At 69.7% G+C, this 22,631-nt stretch carries 18 protein-coding genes; 7 read left to right on the top strand and 11 right to left on the bottom strand.

Annotated features, from left to right (window positions below; all coding sequences use genetic code 11):
* Both VGI12_15025 and VGI12_15020 read right to left on the bottom strand, forming a co-directional pair.
* On the bottom strand, positions 1–408 hold the full coding sequence (locus VGI12_15025; GenBank protein HEY2433985.1) for a response regulator transcription factor: 408 nt from the start codon (positions 406–408) through the stop codon (positions 1–3).
* On the bottom strand, positions 405–2,030 hold the full coding sequence (locus VGI12_15020; protein ID HEY2433984.1) for an MASE1 domain-containing protein: 1,626 nt from the start codon (positions 2,028–2,030) through the stop codon (positions 405–407). Before VGI12_15020 ends, VGI12_15025 begins: the two co-directional genes overlap by 4 nt.
* Before the next feature lie 62 nt (positions 2,031–2,092).
* Here VGI12_15020 and VGI12_15015 point away from each other — a divergent pair, with 62 nt between their 5' ends.
* Positions 2,093–4,303 (top strand): patatin-like phospholipase family protein, encoded by a 2,211-nt coding sequence (locus VGI12_15015; GenBank protein HEY2433983.1) that lies wholly within the window; start codon positions 2,093–2,095, stop codon positions 4,301–4,303.
* A gap of 25 nt (positions 4,304–4,328) precedes the next feature.
* Here the strand turns inward: VGI12_15015 and VGI12_15010 are convergent, their stop codons facing one another.
* From VGI12_15010 to VGI12_15000, 3 genes are all read right to left on the bottom strand, one after another.
* Positions 4,329–5,825, bottom strand: coding sequence for an aspartate aminotransferase family protein (locus VGI12_15010; protein HEY2433982.1), 1,497 nt, complete (start codon positions 5,823–5,825; stop codon positions 4,329–4,331).
* The gene (locus tag VGI12_15005; protein ID HEY2433981.1) at positions 5,815–6,621 is read right to left on the bottom strand and encodes a PIG-L family deacetylase; all 807 of its coding nucleotides are present in this window, start codon (positions 6,619–6,621) and stop codon (positions 5,815–5,817) included. Before VGI12_15005 ends, VGI12_15010 begins: the two co-directional genes overlap by 11 nt.
* A gap of 111 nt (positions 6,622–6,732) precedes the next feature.
* The gene (locus VGI12_15000; GenBank protein ID HEY2433980.1) at positions 6,733–9,192 is read right to left on the bottom strand and encodes an ABC transporter permease; all 2,460 of its coding nucleotides are present in this window, start codon (positions 9,190–9,192) and stop codon (positions 6,733–6,735) included.
* 68 nt (positions 9,193–9,260) lie between these two features.
* Between VGI12_15000 and VGI12_14995 the strand changes: the two genes are divergently transcribed.
* On the top strand, positions 9,261–10,370 hold the full coding sequence (locus VGI12_14995) for an STAS domain-containing protein (protein HEY2433979.1): 1,110 nt from the start codon (positions 9,261–9,263) through the stop codon (positions 10,368–10,370).
* Here VGI12_14995 and VGI12_14990 read toward each other — a convergent pair whose 3' ends face one another.
* Positions 10,371–10,742, bottom strand: coding sequence for a septum formation initiator family protein (locus tag VGI12_14990; protein ID HEY2433978.1), 372 nt, complete (start codon positions 10,740–10,742; stop codon positions 10,371–10,373).
* Positions 10,743–10,803: 61 nt separating this feature from the next.
* Between VGI12_14990 and cutA the strand changes: the two genes are divergently transcribed.
* Positions 10,804–11,121: a divalent-cation tolerance protein CutA gene (gene cutA, locus VGI12_14985; protein HEY2433977.1), complete on the top strand. Its 318-nt coding sequence runs from the start codon at positions 10,804–10,806 to the stop codon at positions 11,119–11,121.
* Complete coding sequence (locus VGI12_14980) at positions 11,118–11,765, top strand: DedA family protein (protein ID HEY2433976.1); 648 nt, start codon at positions 11,118–11,120, stop codon at positions 11,763–11,765. The genes cutA and VGI12_14980 overlap by 4 nt, the downstream gene beginning before the upstream one ends.
* On the opposite strand, the gene VGI12_14975 is transcribed toward VGI12_14980, so the two are convergent.
* Positions 11,762–12,919, bottom strand: coding sequence for a PLP-dependent aspartate aminotransferase family protein (locus VGI12_14975; GenBank protein HEY2433975.1), 1,158 nt, complete (start codon positions 12,917–12,919; stop codon positions 11,762–11,764). The two genes, VGI12_14980 and VGI12_14975, sit on opposite strands and share 4 nt — an antisense overlap.
* Before the next feature lie 16 nt (positions 12,920–12,935).
* On the opposite strand from VGI12_14975, the gene VGI12_14970 reads away from it, so the two are divergent.
* Together VGI12_14970 and rnc are read left to right on the top strand one after the other, a co-directional pair.
* Positions 12,936–15,017, top strand: a complete 2,082-nt coding sequence (locus tag VGI12_14970; protein ID HEY2433974.1) for a SpoIIE family protein phosphatase — start codon at positions 12,936–12,938, stop codon at positions 15,015–15,017.
* Positions 15,014–15,964: a ribonuclease III gene (gene rnc / locus VGI12_14965; GenBank protein ID HEY2433973.1), complete on the top strand. Its 951-nt coding sequence runs from the start codon at positions 15,014–15,016 to the stop codon at positions 15,962–15,964. The genes VGI12_14970 and rnc overlap by 4 nt, the downstream gene beginning before the upstream one ends.
* A 40-nt stretch (positions 15,965–16,004) precedes the next feature.
* Here the strand turns inward: rnc and VGI12_14960 are convergent, their stop codons facing one another.
* The 3 genes from VGI12_14960 to hutH all read right to left on the bottom strand — a co-directional run bounded on the left by VGI12_14960 (position 16,005) and on the right by hutH (position 20,542).
* Positions 16,005–17,195 carry a hypothetical protein gene (locus VGI12_14960; GenBank protein HEY2433972.1) on the bottom strand — a complete coding sequence of 397 codons (1,191 nt, stop codon included), beginning with the start codon at positions 17,193–17,195 and terminating at the stop codon, positions 16,005–16,007.
* Positions 17,195–18,898 (bottom strand): urocanate hydratase, encoded by a 1,704-nt coding sequence (gene hutU / locus VGI12_14955; protein ID HEY2433971.1) that lies wholly within the window; start codon positions 18,896–18,898, stop codon positions 17,195–17,197. Before hutU ends, VGI12_14960 begins: the two co-directional genes overlap by 1 nt.
* A gap of 102 nt (positions 18,899–19,000) precedes the next feature.
* Positions 19,001–20,542: a histidine ammonia-lyase gene (gene hutH, locus VGI12_14950; protein HEY2433970.1), complete on the bottom strand. Its 1,542-nt coding sequence runs from the start codon at positions 20,540–20,542 to the stop codon at positions 19,001–19,003.
* A 41-nt stretch (positions 20,543–20,583) separates the two neighbouring features.
* Between hutH and VGI12_14945 the strand changes: the two genes are divergently transcribed.
* Complete coding sequence (locus VGI12_14945; GenBank protein ID HEY2433969.1) at positions 20,584–21,882, top strand: adenylosuccinate synthase; 1,299 nt, start codon at positions 20,584–20,586, stop codon at positions 21,880–21,882.
* Between the two features lie 44 nt (positions 21,883–21,926).
* On the opposite strand, the gene VGI12_14940 is transcribed toward VGI12_14945, so the two are convergent.
* Complete coding sequence (locus VGI12_14940) at positions 21,927–22,628, bottom strand: PilZ domain-containing protein (protein ID HEY2433968.1); 702 nt, start codon at positions 22,626–22,628, stop codon at positions 21,927–21,929.
* Positions 22,629–22,631 lie beyond the last annotated feature (3 nt).

Raw genomic sequence — 22,631 nt, 5'->3', positions numbered from 1 at the left:
CTAGGTGCGCCGGGCCTTGTAGAGAAAGGGCGTGATGTAGGTCAGCCCTTCCCGCACGGCGGTGATCGCCTTCAGCAGTTCTTCCCCGGCGGAATGTTTGACGACGTAGCCGTTGGCGCCCGCGGCGATCGCTTCTTCCGCCACCTCGAGGTCCGCATACATCGTGAGCATGATGATCCGTGCGGTGATCTCGAGCTCGCGCAGGCGACGGACGGCCTGCAGCCCGTCGAAGCCGGGCATCGAGATGTCGGCGACGATCACCTCGGGGCGGTGCTGCAGCGCCGCCTCGACCATGCTGGGACCGTCGCTCACCACGCCGACCAGCTCGCAATGATCCTTCAGCAGCAGCCGAAGTCCCTCGGCGACGATGGCGTGATCGTCGGCTAGCAGGACGCGCGGCAAGGTCATCGAGGGCTCATTGGTATCTGGACTCGGAGCGTTGTACCCCGGCCCGGCACTGAGGCGATGGTAAACGATCCTCCGACGAGGCGCGACCGCTCTTCAATGCTGAGCAGCCCGAGGCCATCGCGCGCCGCGGGGGCGTCGATGTCGAATCCGCGGCCGCCGTCGACGATCGTCAGGTCGAGCTGGCCGCGGCGGCGCTCGACGGTCACGTGCACGTCGGTGACGCCGGCATGCTGCTGCACGTTCCTGAGCCCTTCCTGGACGATACGGTAGGCGCAGATCGCGATGTCGCGCGCAATCGGCTCCAGATCGCCCTCGGTCACCAGGTGCACGCGCAGCAGGTGTTGCCGGCCGAACTCGGCGCAGTGCGCCCGGAGCGCCGCCGGCAGTCCGACGTGTTCCAGCGCTTGCGGATGCAGATCGTGCGAGAAATGGCGGACCCGGTCGGTCAGCGCGACGGTGCGATCCTGCAGCGCCTGCAGATCGGCGGCGAGCGCGCGGTCGGAGATCCGCGACCGCAGACCGCTGATGCCGATCGAAACCACGGCCAGCTGTTGGTTGAAATCGTCGTGCATGTCGCGCGCAATGCGCGCGCGCTCGAGCTCCTGTGCGGTGATCAGCTTGCCGGCGAGCTCGCGGACCCGGGCATAGCTGCGGCGCAGCGCCGCCTCGTTGCGGTGCACGCGGTCGGTGGCGCGGTTGCGTTCGCGGACGACCGCCGCGAGCACGAGCAGCGGCGTCGCGCTGGCGAGCAGGAACAGCTGCAGCGCGAGGACGTCATCGGCCGGCGTGTAGCTGATGAACGGCCCGCGGCCGTGCAGCGTGTCCCAGCTCGCAATCAGGGCGACCAGCAGTACGCCGGCGCCGGCACCGCCCGGGCCGAATCGGAACGCCGCCCACAGCAGGAGCGGCATCGGCGCATAGAGCACCGCCGGATAGACGGCGGATTCGGCCGAACCGGCGAACGCCGCCGCGCACGCGACGACGACGAGCGCCGCGATCGCCGCGGCTTCGGCGACGCGGGAACGCCGCCAATGACGCCAGTCGACGTTCGCCGCGTCGAGGCAGGCCGGCACGACGATGAGATGGGTGAGCACGTTCGATCGCACGCGGGTGATGAACGCCGCGTGGAAGACCGGTGCCCAGCCGGTCGCCACCGAGACGCCGGCATCCGCAAACGACAGCAAGATCGTCGGCAGCGTCGCGCCGAATGCGGCAAAGATCAGCATGGCGCGCAAATCGTCGAGGCGGAACGGGCCGGCGGTGCGACCCGAGAAACGGCGCACCAGATAGGCGCCCAGCGCGGCGTCCGCGCAGTTGGTGAGGAAGAGCAGCGCCAGCGTGAAGAATGGCCCGCCGGCGCCCCACGCGACGAGCATCTGCGCCGGGAATGCGGCGAGGAAATAGTACGGCCACGTGGCAAGAGGGACGATCAGGAGCGTCGCGAGCAGGATCGAGTTCGGCAGCCACAGCACCGACTGCGGCGCACTCGGAGACTGCAGCGCGAAGCCGATCTGCGCTCCCCCGTAGTAGGCGATCGCGAACAGAACGGGACCGAGCGCGCGTGACCACGCCGACGGCGCCGCGGATGGGGTGGAGAGAGACAGGATGAAATCCGCGCACATCTTGGCATATTCACTGCCGAAACTGCATAGAGACTGACGGCGAGCGGCGTCCACAATCGCCCGTGCGCGGAGCTGTGACGCTGGCTGTGTGCTTCCTGTTGCTGGGCTCAGGCGCCGCGTTGGGCCAGGCCGCTTCTCCCAGGCCGACTGTCGGCGTTGCCTTCGGCGGCGGCAGCGCCCGCGGCCTCGCCCACATCGGCGTCATCCGGTGGTTCGAAGAGCATCACGTGCCGATCGACGTGGCCGCCGGCACCAGCATGGGCGGCCTGGTCGGCGGCGCCTACGCGACCGGCATGAGCGCCGATGAACTGGGCGCGCTGATGGCCGGCACCGACTGGGACGCGATGTTCGGCAGCACGTCGTACGCGTTCAAGAACGTCCGCCGCAAGGAGGACGCGCGCAGCTATCCGTCGCGCCTCGAGTTCGGCCTGAAGGGCGGCTTCGTGCCGCCGACGGCGCTCAACAACGGCCAGCAGGTCGATCTGCTGCTCGCCCGTATTACCGCGCCGTATTACGGCCTCGAGCGGTTCGACGCGCTGCCGACGCCGTTCCGCGTCGTCGCGGTCGATCTCAAGACCGCCGAGAAGGTGGTCATCGATCGCGGCAACCTGGCCACCGCACTGCGCGCGACGATGTCGCTGCCGGGCGTGTTCCCACCCGTCGATCGCGAGGGACGGGTCCTGGTCGACGGCGGCGCCCTCGACAACGTACCCGCCGACGTCGTCCGCGATCTCGGGGCGTCCTATGTGATCGCGATCAACGTCGGCCTGCCGCTCCCAGAGAAGATCGACTACTCGATGTTCGGCCTGCTCGGCCACACCATCGACGCGATGATGCGATCGTCAACGCAGGCGTCCCTGAAATCGGCGGATCTGACGATCGCGGTCGACGTGACCGGCTTCGGATCGCTCGACTGGCGACGGGCCGACGAGCTGATCGCGCGCGGCTACCAGGCCGCCGAGGCCCACAAGGACGTGCTGCTCACGCATCGTCTGGACGACGCGGACTGGAGCGCCTGGCTGGCGGCGAAAGAGGCGCGGCGGCGGCACCTTCTTCCCGTCCCGGAATTCCTGGATCTGGCCGGCCTCGAACCGGGAGATGCGGCGCTGGTCCGTCACACGCTCGAACGCCACCTGCACCGGCCCGTCGACGTCCCGCTGCTGGAGCGCGACCTCGCGGCACTGACCGGGCTCGATCGCTACGAATCGGTCACTTGGCGGATGGTCGAGAACGCTGGTCGCGCCGGTCTCCTGGTCAGCGCGTCGGTCAAGCCCTACGCGCCGCCATTCCTGATGCTCGGCTTGAACGTCGAGAACACGACCTCGGAAGACTTCCGGGTGCAGCTCGCCGGCCGCTATCTCGCGTTCGACGTCCTCGGCCCTGCCACGGAACTGCGGATCGACGGCGGCCTCGGCGTCGACCCGACAATCGGGGCCTCGCTCTACGTGCCGCTGGCCCGGTCGCCCGTCTTCGGCCGCATCGCCGCCGGCGCCTCCAGTCAGACCTTCAATTTCATCCAGAACGACGTCACCGTCGCAGAGTACAGCGAGGCGCGGCTGGGGCTGACGACTGATGTCGGCGTGAATCTGTCGCGGCAGAGTGAGGTGTCGGGCGGGTTCTTTTTCGGCCACATCAGCGACACCGTGCGCGCGGGCGATCCAGGGCTGCCGGAGCTGTCCGGCGCCGAGACGCGTGCCCACCTGGCGTGGCTGTTCGACAGCCAGGATAGTACCGTGGTTCCCTCGCGCGGCATCCGCGTCGAAGCGACACTCGACCAGACGCTGAGCACACCGGAGCCGACCGCGCCGGAGCCGATCGAGGTGGAGCGAACCAACGCGCATCTCACGCAGGCGCAGCTGCACGGATCGTGGTTCACCTCGGCCGGCCGCCGCAACCGGCTCTTTGCGGTCCTCTCAGGCGGCACGTCGTTCAACGACCATCCGCTGCCGCCCCGGCAGTTCACGGTCGGCTATCCAGGCGTGCTCGATGCATTCCCGATCGGCGAAAAGCGCGGCGATCATTACGCGGTGTTGACGCTCGGGGCCCTGCGGCAGTTTGGCCGCCTGCCGGACTTCATAGGGGGGCCGGTCTTCATTGGCGGCTGGCTCGAGAACGGCTCGGTGTTCAACAGCGCCGCGAACGCCGACATCAATACGCACGCGGCAGTCGCGGTGATGGTCGACACACTCGTCGGGCCGCTGCTGGTCGCGTCGAGTACCGGGCTGGACGGCGGCTGGCGCACGATCTTCGGGATCGGCCGGATCTTCCGCTGAAGCGACGCGGCCGCGATGCGGCCCGCTAGGCCGCAGGCGGCGTGCGCAGCTGGCCGTCGATCTGCCGTCCCTTCGCCGCGACGATCCCGGCGACGGCCTCGACGTCCGCCACGGTCGTGTGGAAGTTGACGATGCAGGCACGCAGCGCGTAGCGGCCGGCGATCACGGCGTTCGAGACGAACAGCTCTCCGCCACGCTGCAGCGCATCGAGGATCGCGGTGTTCAACCGGTTCAGGTAGTCGCCGCTCGACGCATCGCCAACGCCCCGCAGATCCGCCGGGACATAGCGGAAAGTGGTGATGCTGAGCGCCTGCGTCAGCAGCTCGAGTTCGGGGTGGCGCTCGATGTGGCGCGCCATGGTCTGCGCCAGCGCGATGTCGTCGGCAATCATCTGCCGGTAGCCGGCCGCGCCGGCATGGCGCAGCGCCAGCCATACCTTGAGCGCGCGGAAGCCGCGCGAGTTCTGCGGGCCGCGGTCGACGAAGTTGAGCGCCTGCTCGTCGAAATGATAGTAGGGCGGGTGGTAGGAGAATGCGCGCCGCAGCGCCTCGGGGTCGCGGACGAGCGCGCATCCCGCTTCGAGCGGCGCATACAGCCACTTGTGCGGGTCGACGGCGACCGAGTCGGCGTCGGCGAGCGCGCGCAGGTCGGCCGACGCGTCAGGCAGCGCCGCGGCGAACGCGCCATAGGCGCCGTCGACGTGAAACCAGATCTGGCGTTCGCGGCAGATCGCCGCGATCTCGCGCAGCGGATCGACGACGCCGGTGCTGACCGACCCCGCCGTGCCGACCACGATGAACGGCCGCCGCCCCGCGGCGATGTCCTCGTCGATGGCCCGCCGAAGCGCCGCGACGTCCATCCGCAGGTCGGCCGTGGTGTCGATCCACCGGATCGCGTTCGTGCCGAATCCGCAGATGTCGGCGCTCTTCTGAATCCAGGTATGGGTTTCCTTCGACGCGTAGGCGACGAGCGGCTGAGCGCCGGCAATCCCCTCGGCGCGGATGTCCCACGTCGCCGCGGCCGCGCGCGCGGCGATCAGGCAGACGAAGTTGGCCATGTTGCCGCCGCTGACCAGCAGCCCGTCGCCGGAGGGATATCCGATGAGCTGCGCGATCCAGCGGACCGTTTGCGCCTCGAGTTCCGTCGCCGCCGGCCCGAGTACCCAGGACCCGACGTTGGCGTTCAGCGCCGACGCGAGAAAATCTCCGAGCACGCCAATCGGCGACGGCGGAGCGGTGATGTACCCGAAGAAGCGCGGATGCGCGTTGAACAGGGACTGGCCGAAGAGTCCCTGCGCCGTGTCGTGTAACAGCGCCGAGGGATCCGTCCCGTCCTCGGGCAGCGGTCCGCTCAGATCGAGCGCGCGGCGGACGTCCGCCGGACTTCGATCCCGCGTCACGGGCCCATGCGGCACGCCGGCGAGCAGCGCCGCGAGATCGTCGACGAGCCGGTGGCCGAGGGCGCTGAAGGTCGCGGCGTCCATCGCCAACGGCGCGTGTCTGGCGTAGGTGTCATTCGGCATCACAACCCTCGAAGAGATCGGTTTCGACGCGGCGTCCACCGTTGACCAGGCTGAACGCCCGATAGAAGGAGAGCGATTCCCACAGCGATTGGCGGTCGTGGGCCGCGAGCCCCTCGAGCGCCGACGAGGCTGCGACCTGCGAGGCGTGGCAGGCCACCGCACGCCAGATCTGCGGCGCCCATGCACCGGTCTCGATGACGGTCGTGATCGCCCACTCCGGCCACGGCGTCGCCTGGCGCTCCACGCCGTCCACCACCGACACGAGCTTCTTGAATGCACGCTGATAGGCGGCCCAGAGCCGTTCGCCCCAGGCCAGGTAGTAGAGCTTGGAGACACGATGCCCGCCAGGGCCCGACGCGGCCTCGACGATCGCCGCGGTCGCGAATTGGCTGACGGCGATATGGTCTGGATGTCCGTAGGCGCCGTCGGGCGGGAAGGTCAGGACGACGTCAGGGCGCGCCGCGCGGATCTCGGCGGCGATCAGGACCGCGGCCTCACGCGGATCGGCGCGGTCGAGGTGCTGATCCTCGTAGTCGAGGACGCGTACGTGCGCCACGCCGAGCTCGCCTGCGGCTTGGCGAAGTTCGCGCTCGCGAATCGCCCCGAGCGCATCGCCGCCCGGGTGGGCGTCGTCGCCGAACCGATGCGCCTGATAGCGTCCGCGCTGCCCGCGCGTGGCCGTGACCAGGAACGTCTCGACGCCGCCGCTCGCGTAGCGCGCCAGCACGCCGCCGAATCCCAGCGTTTCGTCGTCGGGATGCGCCGCCACCACCATCAGCCGCAAGCGCTTCTGCATGATGACCTCACTATAGAATGGCCGCCGCGAAGGGCGCGTCGCCGAATCGGGTCATGGGGATCGGAATTCCCGTGATGGCCCTGACGGGCCATGCCGACGCCGGGCGCCGGGTCAGCGGAGGGTGCTGACCGGATCGAGCCGCGCGGCCCGCCGCGCCGGTAGGTAGGTGGCGGCGAGCGCCGTCGCCAGGACGAGCGTGACGACAGCCGCGTAGGTCGTCAGATCGGACGCGCCGACGCCAAAGAGCAGGGTGCGCATGACGCGCGTGAGAAGCAACGCGCCGGCCACGCCCGCGACGATCCCGCCGACGGCGAGCATTGCGCCGTGGCGGAGCACGAGCAGCGCGATGTCCCGCGGCGTGGCGCCGAGCGCCATGCGGATGCCGACCTCGCGCGCGCCCTGCTCGACGAGAAACGCGATGACGCCGTAGGTGCCGACCGCGGCGAGCGCCGCGGCAAGCGCTGCGAAGAGCGCCAGCAATGTCATCCAGAAGCGCCGGTGGGCGAGCGAGTCGTCCACCCGCGCGTTCATCGTCTTCAGGTTGTAGATCGGGATGTTGCCGTTCATGTCGCGGATCGCGGTGCGCACCGCAGGCGCGAGCGCCACCGGATCGCCCTGCGCGCGCAGCACGGCGACGATGGCGCGCGGCGTGAGCTGCGTCTGCGGGAAATACACCGCCAGCCGCGATTCGGCGTCGAGCGCGTCCTGCTTGACCGCGCCGGCGACCCCGACGACCGTGATCCAGGGAGCATCAGGGCTCGCGTCGACTCCGCCCATCCGGATCCGCCTGCCGATCGGGGAGCCGTCGGGCCACAGCGTCGCGGCAGTGTGGTCGTCGACGATGGCGACGCGCGGGTTGGCGCGGGTGTCCTGGTCGGTGAAGGTGCGCCCGGCCAGCATCGGGATCTGCATGACCCCGAAGTAGTCGGCGGCGATCGCGCGCTGGTCGATAGAGACGAACCGTTCGTTGGCCGGCGCCACCCGTCCCTCGACCGTGATCGGTCCCCACGCGAGCATGTTGCTGAGCGGCAGCGAGGTGACGCCGCCGACCGCCATCACACCGGGGATCGCGCGCAGCCGCGTCCAGAGTTCGCGATAGCCCTCCAGCACGCGGTCGGTGTCGGCGTATTTCGGCGGCGGCAGCGTTACTTCGAGGGTCATCACGCCGGACGGATTGAAGCCAGGCTGTACCTGCAGCACGTTAGCAAAGCTGCGGATCAGCAGGCCCGCGCCGACGAGCAGGATCACCGACAGGGTGATTTCCGCCACGACCAGCAGCTTGCGCGTGCGCTGGCGCCGTCCCCACGGCGCGAGACCGGCGGCGGCGCCGTGACCGTCCTTGAGGTGCGCCTGCACGTCGAGCCGGGCGGCGCGTATCGCCGGCGCGAGTCCGAAAATCAGCGCCGACCCGATCGCGACGAGCGCGCTGTAGCCGAGCACCAGGCCGTCGATGCGGATGTCATACAGGCGAGGAACGCTGCCGGCGCCAAGCAGACGCATCAGCTGCAGGCCCCAGGCCGCGAGCAGCAGGCCGGCGGCGCCGCCGGCGAAGGCCAGCAGGACGCTCTCGGTAAGCAGCTGCCGGACGATACGGCGGCGATCGGCGCCGAGCGCGGCCCGGACCGCGATCTCGCGCTGGCGCGCGATGCCGCGCGAGAGGAGCAGGTTGGCGACGTTCCCGCAGGCGATGAGCAGCACGCACGCGACCGCCCCGCTGAGGAGCGCCACCGAGCCGCGGGTTCCGCCGACGACCTGCTCGTGCAGCGGCACGACGCCGAACGTCAATCCGCCGTTGGGAGGGTAGATGCCGGAGAAGTCACGCCGCAGCCGCGCCGTCAGCGCGTCGAGCTCCTGCCGGAGATCGGCGGCGGTGCGCCCGGGTTTCAGCTTGCCGATGACGTTGTAGTCCTCGCGGTTGCGCGCCTGCGCCGCGGCCGGAGCGAGCGGGAGCGGAATCACCAGGTCGGCCCCCGCCGCAATGCCGAGCGTCGGCACGACTTCGTGCGGCAGCGAGAACGACTCTGCCAGCACGCCGACGATCTGAAAAGGACGGCCGTTCAGCTGGATGCGCCGGCCGATGACCCCCGGATCGCGTCCGTAGCGGCGTACCCACGTCCCGTAGCCGAGCAGCGCGTTCGACGGGGGCGCCTGCACGTCGTCGTCGGGCGTCAGCAGACGCCCGAGCACTGGCTGCGCGCCGAGCATCGGCAGGAGATTCGACGAGACGCGCAGCGTGGCAATCCGCTCGGGCTCGCCGTCGCCGAAGATCGTCTCGTTGGCGCCATAGACGATCGCCACCTGTTCGAGGCTCGTCGCGGCGCCGCGGATGTCGAAGTACTGCGCGGTGGAGAACCAGTCCTGCGAAATGCCGAGCCCGGGAGACCGGTTCCACAGAATCACCAGCCGGTCCGACTGCGGATAGGGCAGCGGCTTGAGCAGGAGCGTGCTGGCCACGCTGAAGATCGCCGTGTTGGCGCCGATCCCGGCTGCCAGCGAGAGAATGGCCGCGGCCGCGAAACCAGGGTGCCTGGCGAAGCCGCGGAAGGCATCGCGCAGGTCGATCGGGAGCATCCAGCAGGCATCATATCGTTACCCTGCGCGGCTCGTGTATAGTCGGCGCGGCACCTCAGCCAAATATCGTGACAGGACGCTCCGACACTCGTCTCGTTCTCTCGCCGCAGGAACCCCTCGTCGCCGGCGGGGCCGCCGAGACTCTCGAAAAGGACGTCCAGCGACTCTTCCGGCGCGGGCAGCGCCAGATCATCATCGACATGAGCGGCGTGGCGGCGATCGACAGCGCGGGGATCCGGGCGCTCGTGCGCAGCCATACGACTGCCCAGCGGATCCGCGGCGCGCTATGCATCGCGGCGATCCGCCCGGCCGTCCAGAAGATGCTCGAGACCTCGCGGCTGTGGTCGATCTTCGACGTCTACGACTCGATCGAGGCGGCCCGCCTGGCGACGTTTCCATGGCGGACGTTCGGGATCATCGTCTCCGGCGCGGTGCTGTGCGGCGCGCTCGTCTGGATCGGCCTGCGGTTCCCGATGCAGCTGACCGGCATCGATCCCGGCACGGAAGCACTCCTCGAGAGCGGCAAGAAGGTCAGCGTTCCGTTGCATCCGCTGCAGCCCTTCGTCGAGCTGGCGAAGCTGGTAGCGTCGATGCTGATTGGTGCTCTAGTCACGGCCATCCACCAACCGGTCAGCCGCGATCGGCCTCGATCGCTGGAACAGGCACAGACGCTGCTCTGCGTCTCCGGAGCGATGATGATGATCATCATCGGCAACTCACTGGCGCGCGCGTTTGGCATCGCCGGTGCCGCCGGGATCGTCCGGTTCCGGACCCCCGTCGACGATCCGAAGGACGTCACGATCCTGTTCCTGCTGATGGGGCTCGGCATGGCGACCGGTCTGGGAGCGTTCGCCGTGGCGGGCCTCGGCACCGCGTTCCTGTGCGTGACGCTGCTGATCCTGGACCGCGTCGCGAGTCAGCGGACGCGCACCCTGGCGCTCGAGGTCTCGGCGCCGGGCCGGATCTTCCCGACCGCGCACGTCGAAGCCATTTTGCTGCGCAATGGCGTGGTGTTCGAGCCGCGCGAAATCTCGCAGGGGAAGAACGACGTCACGGTCAAGCTCCACACGTGGATCGACCCGCGCACCTCACTCGACGATCTGAGCGCGCAGTTCATGGCCGAGGGAACCGGGGTGTCGTCGGTGTCGTGGGACCAGGTGAAGCGGGAGAAGGGGTAGCTATTTCGCCGTGCCGGCCGGCGTCTTCTCGTCGTGCACGATGAACAGCACCTCGCCCTGGCGCATCAAACCCAGCTCTTCGCGCGCCACCGCCTCGATGCGGGCCGGATCGTCGCGCAATCGCCGGATCTCGTCGCGCAGGCGGACGTTCTCGGCGTGTTTCTGCGACAGCGCCACCGCCACCTCGCGGTACTGACGCCGCGCGCGCAGCGTGTCGAGGAACCCCTTTTCGCCGACCAGCGCGTCGACAATCAGCACGACGGCGACGAAGGCAAGCCCGTACTGCAGCAGCCGCGCGCGCCAGGGCGACGGCGATGCCGCGGGCGGGGTCCTGGAACGCCGCCGCAGCGGTTCTGGGGATGCGGGGGACATGGGCGGGAGACGGATCCTTTGTACAATGCTTTCGGCCGAACCCATCCCGACCATTAATCGCATGTCCGACTTCGTGATCGTGCTGACGACGCTACCCGCCGCCGCCGACGCGGCGCCGATCGCCCGGGCGCTGGTCGAGGCGCGGCTGGCCGCCTGTGTCAACGTGCTGCCGCCGATGCAGTCCATCTACCGCTGGCAGGAGGCGGTCGAGGACGAGGCCGAGCGCCAGATGGTGATCAAGACCTCGCGGGCGCGGGTCGCGGCGCTGTGGGAGCGGCTGCGCGCGCTGCATCCCTACGACGTGCCGGAGTTCGTCGTGATCCCAATCGTCGACGGCAACCAGGCCTACCTGAACTGGATCGGAGACGCCACCTCGTGATCGATTTCGTCCTGCATTTCGACGCCCACCTGCTCGATTTCGTCAACACCTACGGCGCCTGGGTCTACGGCCTGCTGTTCGCGATCGTGTTCGCCGAGACCGGGTTCGTGGTCACTCCGTTCCTGCCCGGCGATTCGCTGCTGTTCGCGGCCGGCGCGCTGGCCGCGGCGGGCGGCGGGATCAACGCGTGGGTCCTCGTCGCGCTGCTCGCCTTCGCTGCCTTCGCCGGCAACGCGGTCAACTACGCCGTCGGGCGCCAGGTCGGGCCGCGCGTCTTCGTGGCGACCGACTCGGCGTCGCGGCTGCACCGGCTGATGAACCGCGACTACCTCGATCGCGCCCATGCCTTCTTCGAGCAGTACGGCGGCAAGGCGGTGATCCTGGGTCGCTTCGTGCCCATCGTGCGCACCTTCGTGCCGTTCGTGGCCGGCGCGGCGCAGATGACGCCGGGGTCGTTCGTCGCCTACAACGCGATCGGCGCGGTCGCCTGGGTCGGCCTGTGCGTGCTCGCCGGCGTAGTGTTCGGCAACGTCCCGGTGATCAAGAATCACTTCTCGCTGGTGACGATCGGGATCGTCTGCGTGTCGCTGCTGCCGGTGCTGGTGGAGTTTCTCCGGCACCGGACAGGCGCCGCGCCGCGCTAGATCGCCGCGAGCGCCTGCGCGAGATCGCCGATCAGGTCCTCGGCGTCCTCGATGCCGGCGGAGATCCGCACCATGCTGTCGGTCAGGCCGATCTGACGGCGCCGCTCCGCCGGCACCGACGCGTGCGTCATCGAGGCGGGGTGCGAGATCAGCGTCTCGACGCCGCCGAGGCTCTCGGCAAGCGCCATCAGCCGCACCCGGTTGCACACCGTGCGGGCCGCCTCGTAGGTGCCGACGTCGAAGGACAACATGCCGCCGAAGCCGCGCATCTGGCGTGTCGCCAGCGCGTGCTGCGGGTGATCGGGCAGCCCGGGATAGTGCACGCGCTCCACCTTCGGGTGCGCCGCCAGGTACCCGGCGAGCGCCGCGCCGTTGATGTTGTGCTGGGCCATGCGCACGGTCAGCGTCTTGGTGCCGCGCAGCACCAGCCACGCATCGAACGGCCCGAGGATGGCGCCGGCCGCGTTCTGCACGAACTGCAGCCAGGCCACGTCGGGCTCGCGCACGGCGACGGCGATGCCGCCGACGCTGTCGCTGTGGCCGTTGAGATACTTCGTCGTACTGTGCACGACCAGATCGGCGCCGAGCGCGATCGGCTGCTGCAGCACCGGGCTGGCAAAGGTGTTGTCGACGACGAGACGGGCGCCGCCGCGGTGGGCGATCGCCGCCGTCGCGGCGATGTCGGTGAGGCGCATCACCGGGTTGGTCGGCGTCTCGACGAAGACCATCTTCGTGTTGGACTGCATCGCCTGCTCGACCAGGCCGGGCTGCGACGTATCGACGTAGCTGAACTCGAGGCGGTACTTGCGCAGCACCTGTTCGAACAGCCGGAAGGTGCCGCCGTAGGTGTTGTCGGTGACGACGACGTGGTCGCCCGCGTCGAGGAGGGTGGTGACGGCGTCGATCGCCGCCATCCCGGAGGCGAACGCGAACGCCGCGGCTCCGCCTTCGATGGCGGCGACGTTGTGCTCGAGCGCCAGGCGCGTCGGATTCTGCGTGCGCGCGTACTCGAACCCCTTGTGCTGGCCGAGCGCATCCTGCACGTAGGTCGAGGTCTGGAAGATCGGCGTGATGATCGCGCCGGTACCGGGATCGGGCGTCTGTCCCGCGTGGATGCAGATGGTCGCGAAGCGCGCGTCCGGCGGGAGTTTCATGCTCTAATAATCGCACATGGCGCGACGCCCCACGCCACGGCCCGCCGCCGCGCCGCAGTCGACGCCGCGCGAGCTGTTGTTCCAGAGCTGGCCAGGTCGTCTCTTCCTGATTGCGGCAGCGCTGAAGCTGGTGTTCGCGGTGTGGCGCCTCTCCGGCGATCTGCCGGAGGCCGCGCGCGTCGTCTCTTCCGCGGCGACGATCGCGCTGGCGGTCGCGGTCGTCGTGTTCGGCTGGCGCCTGTTCGTCCAGGTGAAGCGGCGCCTGCTCTGGCGCGTCCGCCGCAAGCTGATCCTGTCGTACATCTTCATCGGAGTCATTCCGGCGCTCCTCATCCTCGTCTTCTTCCTGTTCGCGGGCAGTCTGGTGTTCATGAACGTCAGCGCCTATCTCTTCCGCGACGCCTACGACAAGGTGATGGAAGACGCGCGCATCAGCGCGCAGGCGGCGGCGACGGAGATCGCCCGCCTCCCCGACAGCGCCGACGAAACCGTTCAGCGCGTGCACCGCATCCGCGCCTCGACGTATCCGGCGATGTCGATCGCCTATCTCGCGCCCGACGGGCGCTCGTCGTCGGCCGGCGGCTGGGCCGCGCTGGCGATGCCTTCCGCCGTTCCGCCCTGGCTCGCCGCACGCGAAGTGTTCCAGGGTTCGATCGCCCTGCCGATCAAAGCGACGCCCGGCGAAGAGGAGCTGGTCGTCCGCACGCTCGTCAAGGTCGGTACCGGCGGCGTCGCCGGCGCCGTGATCGTCGACATCCCGCTCGACGACCAGGTGCAGCACCAGCTCTATGCCACGACCGGCGTCCGCCTCGAGAACGTATTCGACGCGCGCAGCGACCTGAACCAGTCGACCGCGCGGTCGACCTCGAAGCAGGGCAGCCGCTCGGTTCTCTTCGAGAAGAGTCTTTCGCAGATCGACGTGATCGACTGGGCGACCGGCGACACCCACCGCGACACACTGGCGCTCGCCTACCGGCTGCGCGAGCTCTACAACCATCTGGCCAGCGCGCAGTCGATGCAGTTCGGCGAGATGCGCATGCGTCTCTCCGACGCGCTGCTCATCTTCCTGATCGTGATCGGCGTGCTGTTCCTGATCATCGAGGCGGCCGCGCTCACCATGGGGCTGGCGCTGGCGCGCTCGATCACCAGCTCGGTTCACGAGCTGTTCATGGGGACCGAGCGCGTACGGCACGGGGACTTCACCCACCGCATCAACATCGAGTCGAAGGACCAGCTCGGGGAGCTGGCCGAGTCCTTCAATCAGATGACCGGCAGCATCGAGAACCTGATGCAGACCGCCGCCGAGAAGAAGCGGCTCGAGGAAGAGCTGCGCATCGCGCGCCAGATCCAGATGTCGCTGCTGCCGCGCGGGCCGCTCGACTTCGCCGGCCTCGGCATCACCGCCCTCTGCGTCCCGGCGCGCGAGGTGGGCGGCGACTACTACGACTTCTTTCCGTTGGGGCCGCGGCGGCTCGGCGTCCTGATCGCGGACGTCTCCGGCAAGGGGACCTCAGCGGCGCTGTACATGGCCGAGCTGAAAGGGGTGGTGCTGTCGCTCAGTCAGATCTACCAGTCGCCGCGGCAGCTCCTCATCGAGGTCAACCGCATCATCTCCGACAACCTCGATACCCGCAGCTTCATCACCATGACCTACGCCGTGATCGATCTCGACGCGGGTGCGATGACCTTCGCGCGGGCCGGACACACGCCGCTGCTGCTCCTGCAGGCCAGCGCCCAGGGGGGCACGCAGAGCCTGGTGCCGAGCGGCCTGGTGGTCGGGCTGCGCATCGCCGGCGCGCAGGAGAAGTTCGTCGAGCTGCTCGAAGAGTGCCGCGTCGAGCTGCGCCGCGGCGACGTCATCGCGCTCTACACAGACGGCATCAGCGAAGCGATGAACGCCGGCAGCGACCTGTTCGGCGACGTCCGCCTGAGCCGCCTGATCGACGAGCACCGGCACCTCGACACGGCGGACCTGCGCGAACGCATCCTGCGCGAGGTCGAAGCCTTCGTCGGCGATGCCGACCAGCACGACGACATGACGATGATCCTGATCAAGGTCGAGCAGGCTGCCGCGGTGCCGGCGCGCGTCGCCGTATGAACGATCTGGTCGTCATCTTCCACACGCCGTCCGAGATCGAGGCGAGCGTCATTCGCGGGCTGCTCGAGACCCACGACATCCCGTCGGTGCTGCTCAGCAACAACTCACGCACCGTGTTTCCGCTGGCGCTCAACGACCAGTCGTGGGAGCGGCGGATCGCGGTCGCCCCCGAGCACGCCGCCGCCGCGACCCGCATCATCGACAGCCACCGCGACGAAGTCCAGGGCGGCCGGGTCGTCCCGTTCGGCACGGAGCTGGAGCCGCTCGAGCGCCGCATTGCCTACCGCTTCAAGGACCGCGGTCTGCTCGAGCACGCGCTGACGCACCGCTCACGCGTGCACGAGGACGCCAGCGGCGGCGTCTTCGACAACGAGTCGATGGAGTTTCTCGGCGACTCGGTGCTCGGCTTCGTCATCGCCGACATGCTGTTCCGCGAGTTCCCGCAGCACAACGAAGGGCAGAAGTCGAAGCTGAAGGCGTCGCTGGTGTCGTCGGCGGCGCTGGCGAAGCTTGGCGCGGCGCTCGACCTCGGGCAGTTCCTGATCCTCGGGCGCGGCGAGGAGAAGACCGGCGGCCGCGGCAAGCACGCGATCATCGCCGATTGTTACGAGGCGCTGATCGCCGCGGTCTATCTCGACGGCGGCGTCGAGCCGGCGCGGGCCTTCATCGAACAGGAGTTCCAGGACCTCATCGCCGAGGCGCGGCGCACCGGCGCCGCGGCGTCATTCACCGACGACTGGAAGTCGGCGCTGCAGGAATGGCTGCAGTCGAAGGGCCGGGGACTGCCGGTCTACCGGCTCGCGGCCGAAGTGGGACCCGATCACCGCAAATCGTTCGTCGTGGAGGTGGTGGTCGGCGGCGAAGGGTTGGCGCGCGCCGAAGGGCGCAGCAAGAAGGAAGCGGCACAGGCCGCAGCCAAGGCCGCGCTGGAAAAGCTCAGCGACTGAGATCTCGCGGCCGCTCCGGCTGCTTCGATGACAACCGTCCTCAGTCGATCTCGATAATCCCGCTGTACTTCGACGGCTCGAGCGGTGTGCCGGCCATCGCCAGCGACGGCTCGCCGTGCGGGAGGCGCGCCATGACGTAGGCGTGCAGCTCGCGCGTGACGTCTTCGTCGCCGGGCGGCACCGAGTGGCAGTGCAGGCGGACCCACAGGCGGAGCATCGGATCCACGAAGCTGTAGCGCTTCTGCCGGGAGGTGATGAGGTCGACGTCCTCGAGCCACGACAGATAGTCCTTGGTCGAGCCAGGCGTGCGCCGCAGCCGCTGCGCGATCTCGGTCAGCGTCAGCGGCTCCTGCTGCGCGAGCACTTCGAGGATGGCCTTCAGCGCGCCGTAGCCGCGGGCGCGGTGCAGCCGCAATTCGTAACAGAACCGGCAGGTCTGGGCGAGCTGTCCGCCGGGGGAGAGCAGCGCCGCGAGCGCGCTGACCGGGTCGGCGGTGCCGCGCTGACCGAGCGCCGTCGCGGTTTCGGCGATGGCGCGGGCGTAGGACGGGCGGCCGTCCGACAGCACGTGCACGAGGCGCGCGAGCTCGTCGCGGTGGCGCTCCACTTCCTCTTCCGCCTCGGCCGCGCCACGCACGTGGTCGTCGGCGTGCGCGCCCGGCAGGGTGGCCCGGATCTCGGCGGCGCTGAGCGGGGCGACGTGGACGATCTCGAACTGGGCCGGCGCGTCGCGCAGCAGCCGGTAGGCCCGCGCCGCGTAACGCGTCGTCAGCACGAAGCGGTTGCCGCTCGAGGCGAGCGCGCCGAGCAGGTCGCGGAGCACGCTGCGCAGCCCGGGGAAGCTCTCGAACGTCCGCAGCTCGAGGAATTCGTCGAGCAGGAACGTCGCCGGCGAGGTGCCGGGAGCCCGCGCGGTGTCGAGAAAAGCGAGCGTCGCGTCAAAGGCGTCCCGCGCGCCGGCTTCGCTGCCAGGCGCCGGCTGGCCGGGGACGGCGGGAAACGGGGAGGCGGTGCGCACCGCCTGCAGGAAACGCTCGGGCGTGGTCGCGATCCGTTCGACGTCGATGTACTGCGCCTGCGTGCGCCCGATCAAATCGCGCAGACGAAGCAGCAGGGATGTGCGGCCGCTGCCGCAGCCGCCCAGCACGACGGGGATCCGTGGGCCGTTGCCAGCCGATCCGTCGAGGGCGGCCAGCACACGGCGCTCCAGCGTGGGACGCTCGGGAACCATCATCGATTTGTACCAGGGTTTGTACCAGGTTTCATGCCCGGGTTCACGCGCAACATCGGCATGTCGATGCCATGTTCACTGGCAGTGGCGATCGCCTCGGGATAGCCGGCGTCGGCATGGCGGACGACCCCGCTGCCGGGATCGCCGGTCAGCACGCGCTGCAGCTTCTCGTCGGCTTCGCGGGTGCCGTCGGCGACGATGACCATGCCGGCGTGCAGGGAGTATCCGATGCCGACGCCGCCGCCGTGGTGCACCGACACCCAGGTCGCGCCCGACGAGGTATTCAGCAGCGCATTGAGGATCGGCCAGTCGGCGATGGCGTCGCTGCCGTCGCGCATGCCCTCTGTCTCGCGGTAGGGAGAGGCGACCGAGCCGGTGTCGAGATGATCGCGGCCGATGACGATCGGCGCGGAGATCACGCCGCGGCGCACGAGGTCGTTGATCGCCAGCCCGAAGCGCGCGCGCTCGCCATAGCCCAGCCAGAAGATGCGGGCCGGCAGCCCCTGGAACGCGACCCGCTCGGCGGCGAGGCGGATCCAGCGGCAGAGCGCCGTATCCGACGCGAACATCTCGAGCGCGAGCGCGTCGGTGGCCGCGATGTCCGCGGGATCGCCCGACAGCGCGGCCCAACGGAACGGCCCCTTGCCGCGGCAGAACAGCGGGCGGATGTACTCCGGCACGAACCCGGGAATGCGGAACGCGTCGGCGACGCCGGCCTTCTCGGCCTGCGCGCGGATGTTGTTGCCGTAGTCGAACGCGATCGCGCCGCGATCCTGCAGCGCGCGGATGCCGCGCACGTGCGTGGCCATCGCCGCCATCGCGCGCCGTTCGTACTCGGCAGGGTCGGCGCTCCGCAACGCGGTCGCCTCGGCGAGCGACAGGCCGTTGGGCACGTAGCCGGCGAGCGCGTCGTGCGCCGAGGTCTGATCGGTGACGACGTCGGGCACGAAGCCGCGCCGTCCGAGCTCGGGGATCACGTCGGCGGCATTGGCCTCGAGGGCGATGGCGCGCGCCTGGCCGGCGGCGCGCAGCGTCTCGACCCGCGCGAGCGCGGCGTCGAGCGTCTGAACGTGCTCGTCGACGTAGCCGGTCGCCAGGCGGCGGGCGATGCGGGCGCGATCGACTTCGACGACGAGCGCGATCCCGCCGTTCATGGTGATGGCGAGCGGCTGGGCGCCGCCCATGCCGCCGAGGCCGGCCGTCACGACGACCCGCGCGGCGAGCGAGCCGCCGAAGTGACGGCGTGCCAGTTCAGCGAGCGTCTCGTAGGTGCCTTGCAGGATGCCCTGGGTGCCGATGTAGATCCAGCTGCCGGCGGTCATCTGGCCGTACATCGTCAGGCCGCGATCCTCGAGATCGCGGAATGTCTTCCAGTCGGCCCACGCCGGCACGAGCATGGCGTTGACGATGAGGACGCGCGGCGCCCAGGGGTGGGTGCGGAAGACGGCCACCGGCTTGCCGGACTGGACGAGCAGCGTTTCGTCGTGTTCGAGCCGGCGCAGCGTGTCGACGATCGCGTCGAACGCCTCCCACGACCGGGCGGCGCGTCCGGAGCCGCCGTAGACGACGAGATCGTCAGGCCGCTCCGCCACGTCGGGGTCGAGGTTGTTCATCAGCATGCGAAGGGCGGCTTCCTGCGGCCATCCTTTGCACGAGATCACGGCGCCGCGCGGCGCGCTGACGTGGCGGCTCAGGGTCCTCATGTCTCGGAAACACTCCGCGCGCGGCGTCGCAGTCGTCACGCGCAGGAGAATAGCAATCTAGAAACGTACGCGCGCGTTGTCAAATTGATTCTGAAAAAAACTTTACTTGACTTCTGATGCGCACGAGCGCTCCAGCGATCCGGAGGAGATGAGTGCCGCGATCGATTCGATATCCGGTGAGGGTGGACGATCGCCGGCCAGCGTCGCGACGTCGGATCGCACGCGCGCGTGCACCGGTGCCAGCGCCGGCGAGGTCGTCAACGGCGCGAGCAGATCGATCGCCTGGCAGGCGAGCAGCACCTCGATCGCGATGACCCGCGTCGCGAGCGTGAGCGCGCGCTCCGCCTTGAGCGCGGCCGCCATGCTCATGCTGACATGGTCCTCGCGGTTGGCCGACGTCGGGATCGTGTCGGCGCTCGCCGGATGCGCGAGCGTCTTGAGTTCCGAGGTCAGCGCCGCCGCGGTCACCTGGGCCAGCATGTAGCCCGAATGCAGTCCCGAATCGCGGGTGAGAAACGGCGCCAGCCCGCTGAGCGCCGGATTGACGAGCCGATCCGACCGGCGTTCCGAGATGGTGGCGAGCTGGACCAGGCCGAGCACCAGCAGATCCGCCGCGATTGCGACCGGCGCGCCGTGGAAGTTGCCGCCCGAGACAATATCGCCGGCCCCCGGGCCGGCGGTGTCGACATCGGCGAACACCATCGGGTTGTCGGTCGCGGCGTTCATCTCGATCTCGATCGCGGCGCGGGCGTAGGCGCAGGCGTCGCGGGCGGCGCCGTGCACCTGCGGCGCGCAGCGCATCGAGTAGGCGTCCTGGACGCGGCCGCAATTCTCGTGAGATCGATTGATGGCGCTGTCCTGGAGGAGCGCCAGGAGATTGGCGGCCGACCGCTGCTGGCCGGGGTGCGGCCGTGGCGCGTGGAGGCGGGCTTCGAACGGATGGTAGGAGCCGCGCAGCCCGTCGATGGTCAGCGCCGCGGCGAGGTCGGCGGCGCGCGCCAGCCGTTCGGCGCCGAGCACCGCGAGCGCCGCGACGGCGGTCGACGCCTGGGTGCCGTTGATCAGCGCCAGCCCTTCCTTCGGTCCGAGCGTCACCGGCGCCAGACCGGCGCCCGCCAGCGCGGCCGCGCCGTCGACGGTCGAGGGATCGTCGCCGACCGTCGCGTGTCCTTCGCCGATCAGGACGAGCGAGAGGTGGGCGAGCGGGGCCAGATCGCCGCTTGCCCCGACCGAGCCGCGGCTGGGCACGATCGGGTGGACGCGTGCGTTGAGCGCCGCGATCAGCAGATCGAGGGTGTCGCGGCGGATGCCCGAGAACCCCTTGGCCAGCGCGTTGGCGCGCAGCGCCATCATCGCGCGCACCGCACGCGCCGGCAGCGGCACGTCGACGCCGGCGGCGTGGCTGCGCAGCAGGTTGCGCTGCAGCTCGTCGAGCGCGCTCCTGGCGATGCGCACTTCGGCCAGCGACCCGAAGCCGGTGTTGACGCCGTAGACCGGCGCATCGCCGTCGGCATGGCGATCGACCACCGCGCGGGCAGCGTCGACCGCGGCCGCCGCCGCCGGCGCCAGCGCCACCGGCGCGCCCAAGTCGGCGATCGCCTGCAGATCGGCGAGCGTCAGATTTTCGCCGTCGAGCCGGATCATGTGAACGCGATCATATTGAAAAGGTAGAATACCGCGGTCAGATGTCCAACAACATTGCGGTGCTGGGCGCGCAGTGGGGCGACGAGGGGAAGGGCAAGGTCGTCGACCTGCTGACGCCGAACTTCGAGATCGTGGCGCGCTATCAGGGCGGCCACAACGCGGGCCACACGGTCTACGCCAACGGGCGTAAGTTCGTGCTGCGGCTGCTGCCCTCGGGCATCCTCCATCCCGGCATCACCTGCGTGATCGGCAACGGGCTCGTCGTCGATCCGCAGGCGCTGTTTGCCGAAATCGACGAGCTCGCGGCCGCCGGCGTTGCGATCGACGGCCGGCTCGTCGTGAGCGACAAGGCGCACCTCATCCTGCCGTACCATCGCGAACTGGATCTGCTGAGCGAAGCGCGGCGCGGCGAGCGCAAGATCGGCACCACCTCGCGCGGCATCGGCCCAGCCTACGAGGACAAGATCGCACGCCGCGGGGTGCGGGTCGGCGATCTGGCCAACGAAGAGGCGCTGGCGAGCGCAATCCGCCACAACGTCGACGCCCGCAACCGGATCATCGGCGACACCCAGATGGACGCCGATCAGGTGATCGCCGACGCGCGGCGCGCCTGGACACGCATGCAGCCGTGGGTGCGCGACGTGTCGCTCTTCCTGGCGGAGGCGCGCCGCGCCGGGCGCCCGATCATGTTCGAGGGCGCGCAGGGAACGCTGCTCGACATCGATCACGGCACGTATCCCTACGTCACCTCCTCGAACGCGACGACCGGCGGTATCTGCACCGGCCTCGGCGTGCCGCCGCGCGCCATCGACGGCGTGCTCGGCGTGGCCAAGGCGTACACGACGCGTGTCGGTGAGGGGCCGCTGCCCACCGAGCTCTTCGGCGCGATCGGCACCCGCTTGCGCGAGACCGGCCAGGAATTCGGCGCCGTCACCGGACGGCCGCGCCGCTGCGGCTGGTTCGACGCGGTCGCGGTCCGCTACGCCGTCCGCGTCAACGGGCTCGACGCGCTGGCGTTGACCAAGCTCGACGTGCTGGACGGCATGCCCGAGCTGCAGATCTGCACCGCGTATCGCTGCGACGGCGCGACGCTGCACGAATTCCCTGGGGAGATCGCGCAACTGTCGCGGTGCGAGCCGATCTACGAAACGATGCCGGGCTGGTCGCAGCCCACCGCCGGCATCCGCCGTTACGCGGATCTGCCGGCCGACGCGCAGCGCTACATCGCGCGGCTCGAGGCGCTGACCGGCGTCCCCGCGGCGGTGCTTTCGACTGGCTCGGCGCGCGAGGACACGATCATCCGCGCGGACTCGATCGCCGCGACATGGTTCGGACGGTAGAAGGACGCCGCGCCGTCGGGTGGGCGCGGCTCGAAGCGATCCGGCTAGTTGCCGCGATTGCGCTCGATGACCCGGTCGAGCGCGGCGGCGTCGCCGTCGATGAACTCGACGCCGGCGCGGTACTGGGGAGCGGCGACGGGCGCCTTGGGCAGCTCGAACTTCGCCCAGGCGATCGCGCCGCGGAAACGCAGGACGAAGTCGTCGTGCGGCAGGCTGATACGGACTTTCTGGTTCGGCCGCAGGATCGTCGGCGAGATCACCTGCGCGCCGACCGTCGACAAATCGACGACCGCCGCCGGGTTGCCATCGAGCTGCAGCTCGATGCCGCCGAGGCGGAAGCGCGGCGCGCGGCGGGTGCCATGCCAGTCGAGCCGCGCCGGCTCGTCGGTCGCGATCGGCGCGGCCGACGGCTGCGCGGCGCCGACGGCGACCGGCTGGGCGGGCGCCGGCACCGCGGTCGGCTTCACCACCTGCCGCGAGTAGTCGCCGGTGTGCGACATCACGCGCACCTCGACGATCGCCAGCTGCGGATCGCTCTTGATCCGGTTGACGAGGGCCGCGCCGCGCGGCGTCGCGGCGAACAGCCGCTCGAGCACGACGAGCGGCGGCCGCTGATCCATGATGGCCTGGAGCGCCTGGATCGGCTCGGTGTCGGAAAACGTGATGATGTCCCCCTCGACCTTGACGCGCTCGCGAAGGCCGGGCATCAGGTTTTCGGCAGCGATGACCAGTACGGCCGCGGACATCCG

The sequence above is a fragment of the Vicinamibacterales bacterium genome (assembly GCA_036496585.1).
Taxonomy (GTDB): Bacteria; Acidobacteriota; Vicinamibacteria; order Vicinamibacterales; family 2-12-FULL-66-21; genus JAICSD01.
The sequence above is the reverse complement of the archived record's forward strand: the minus strand, read 5'-3'. Positions and strand labels throughout refer to the sequence as shown.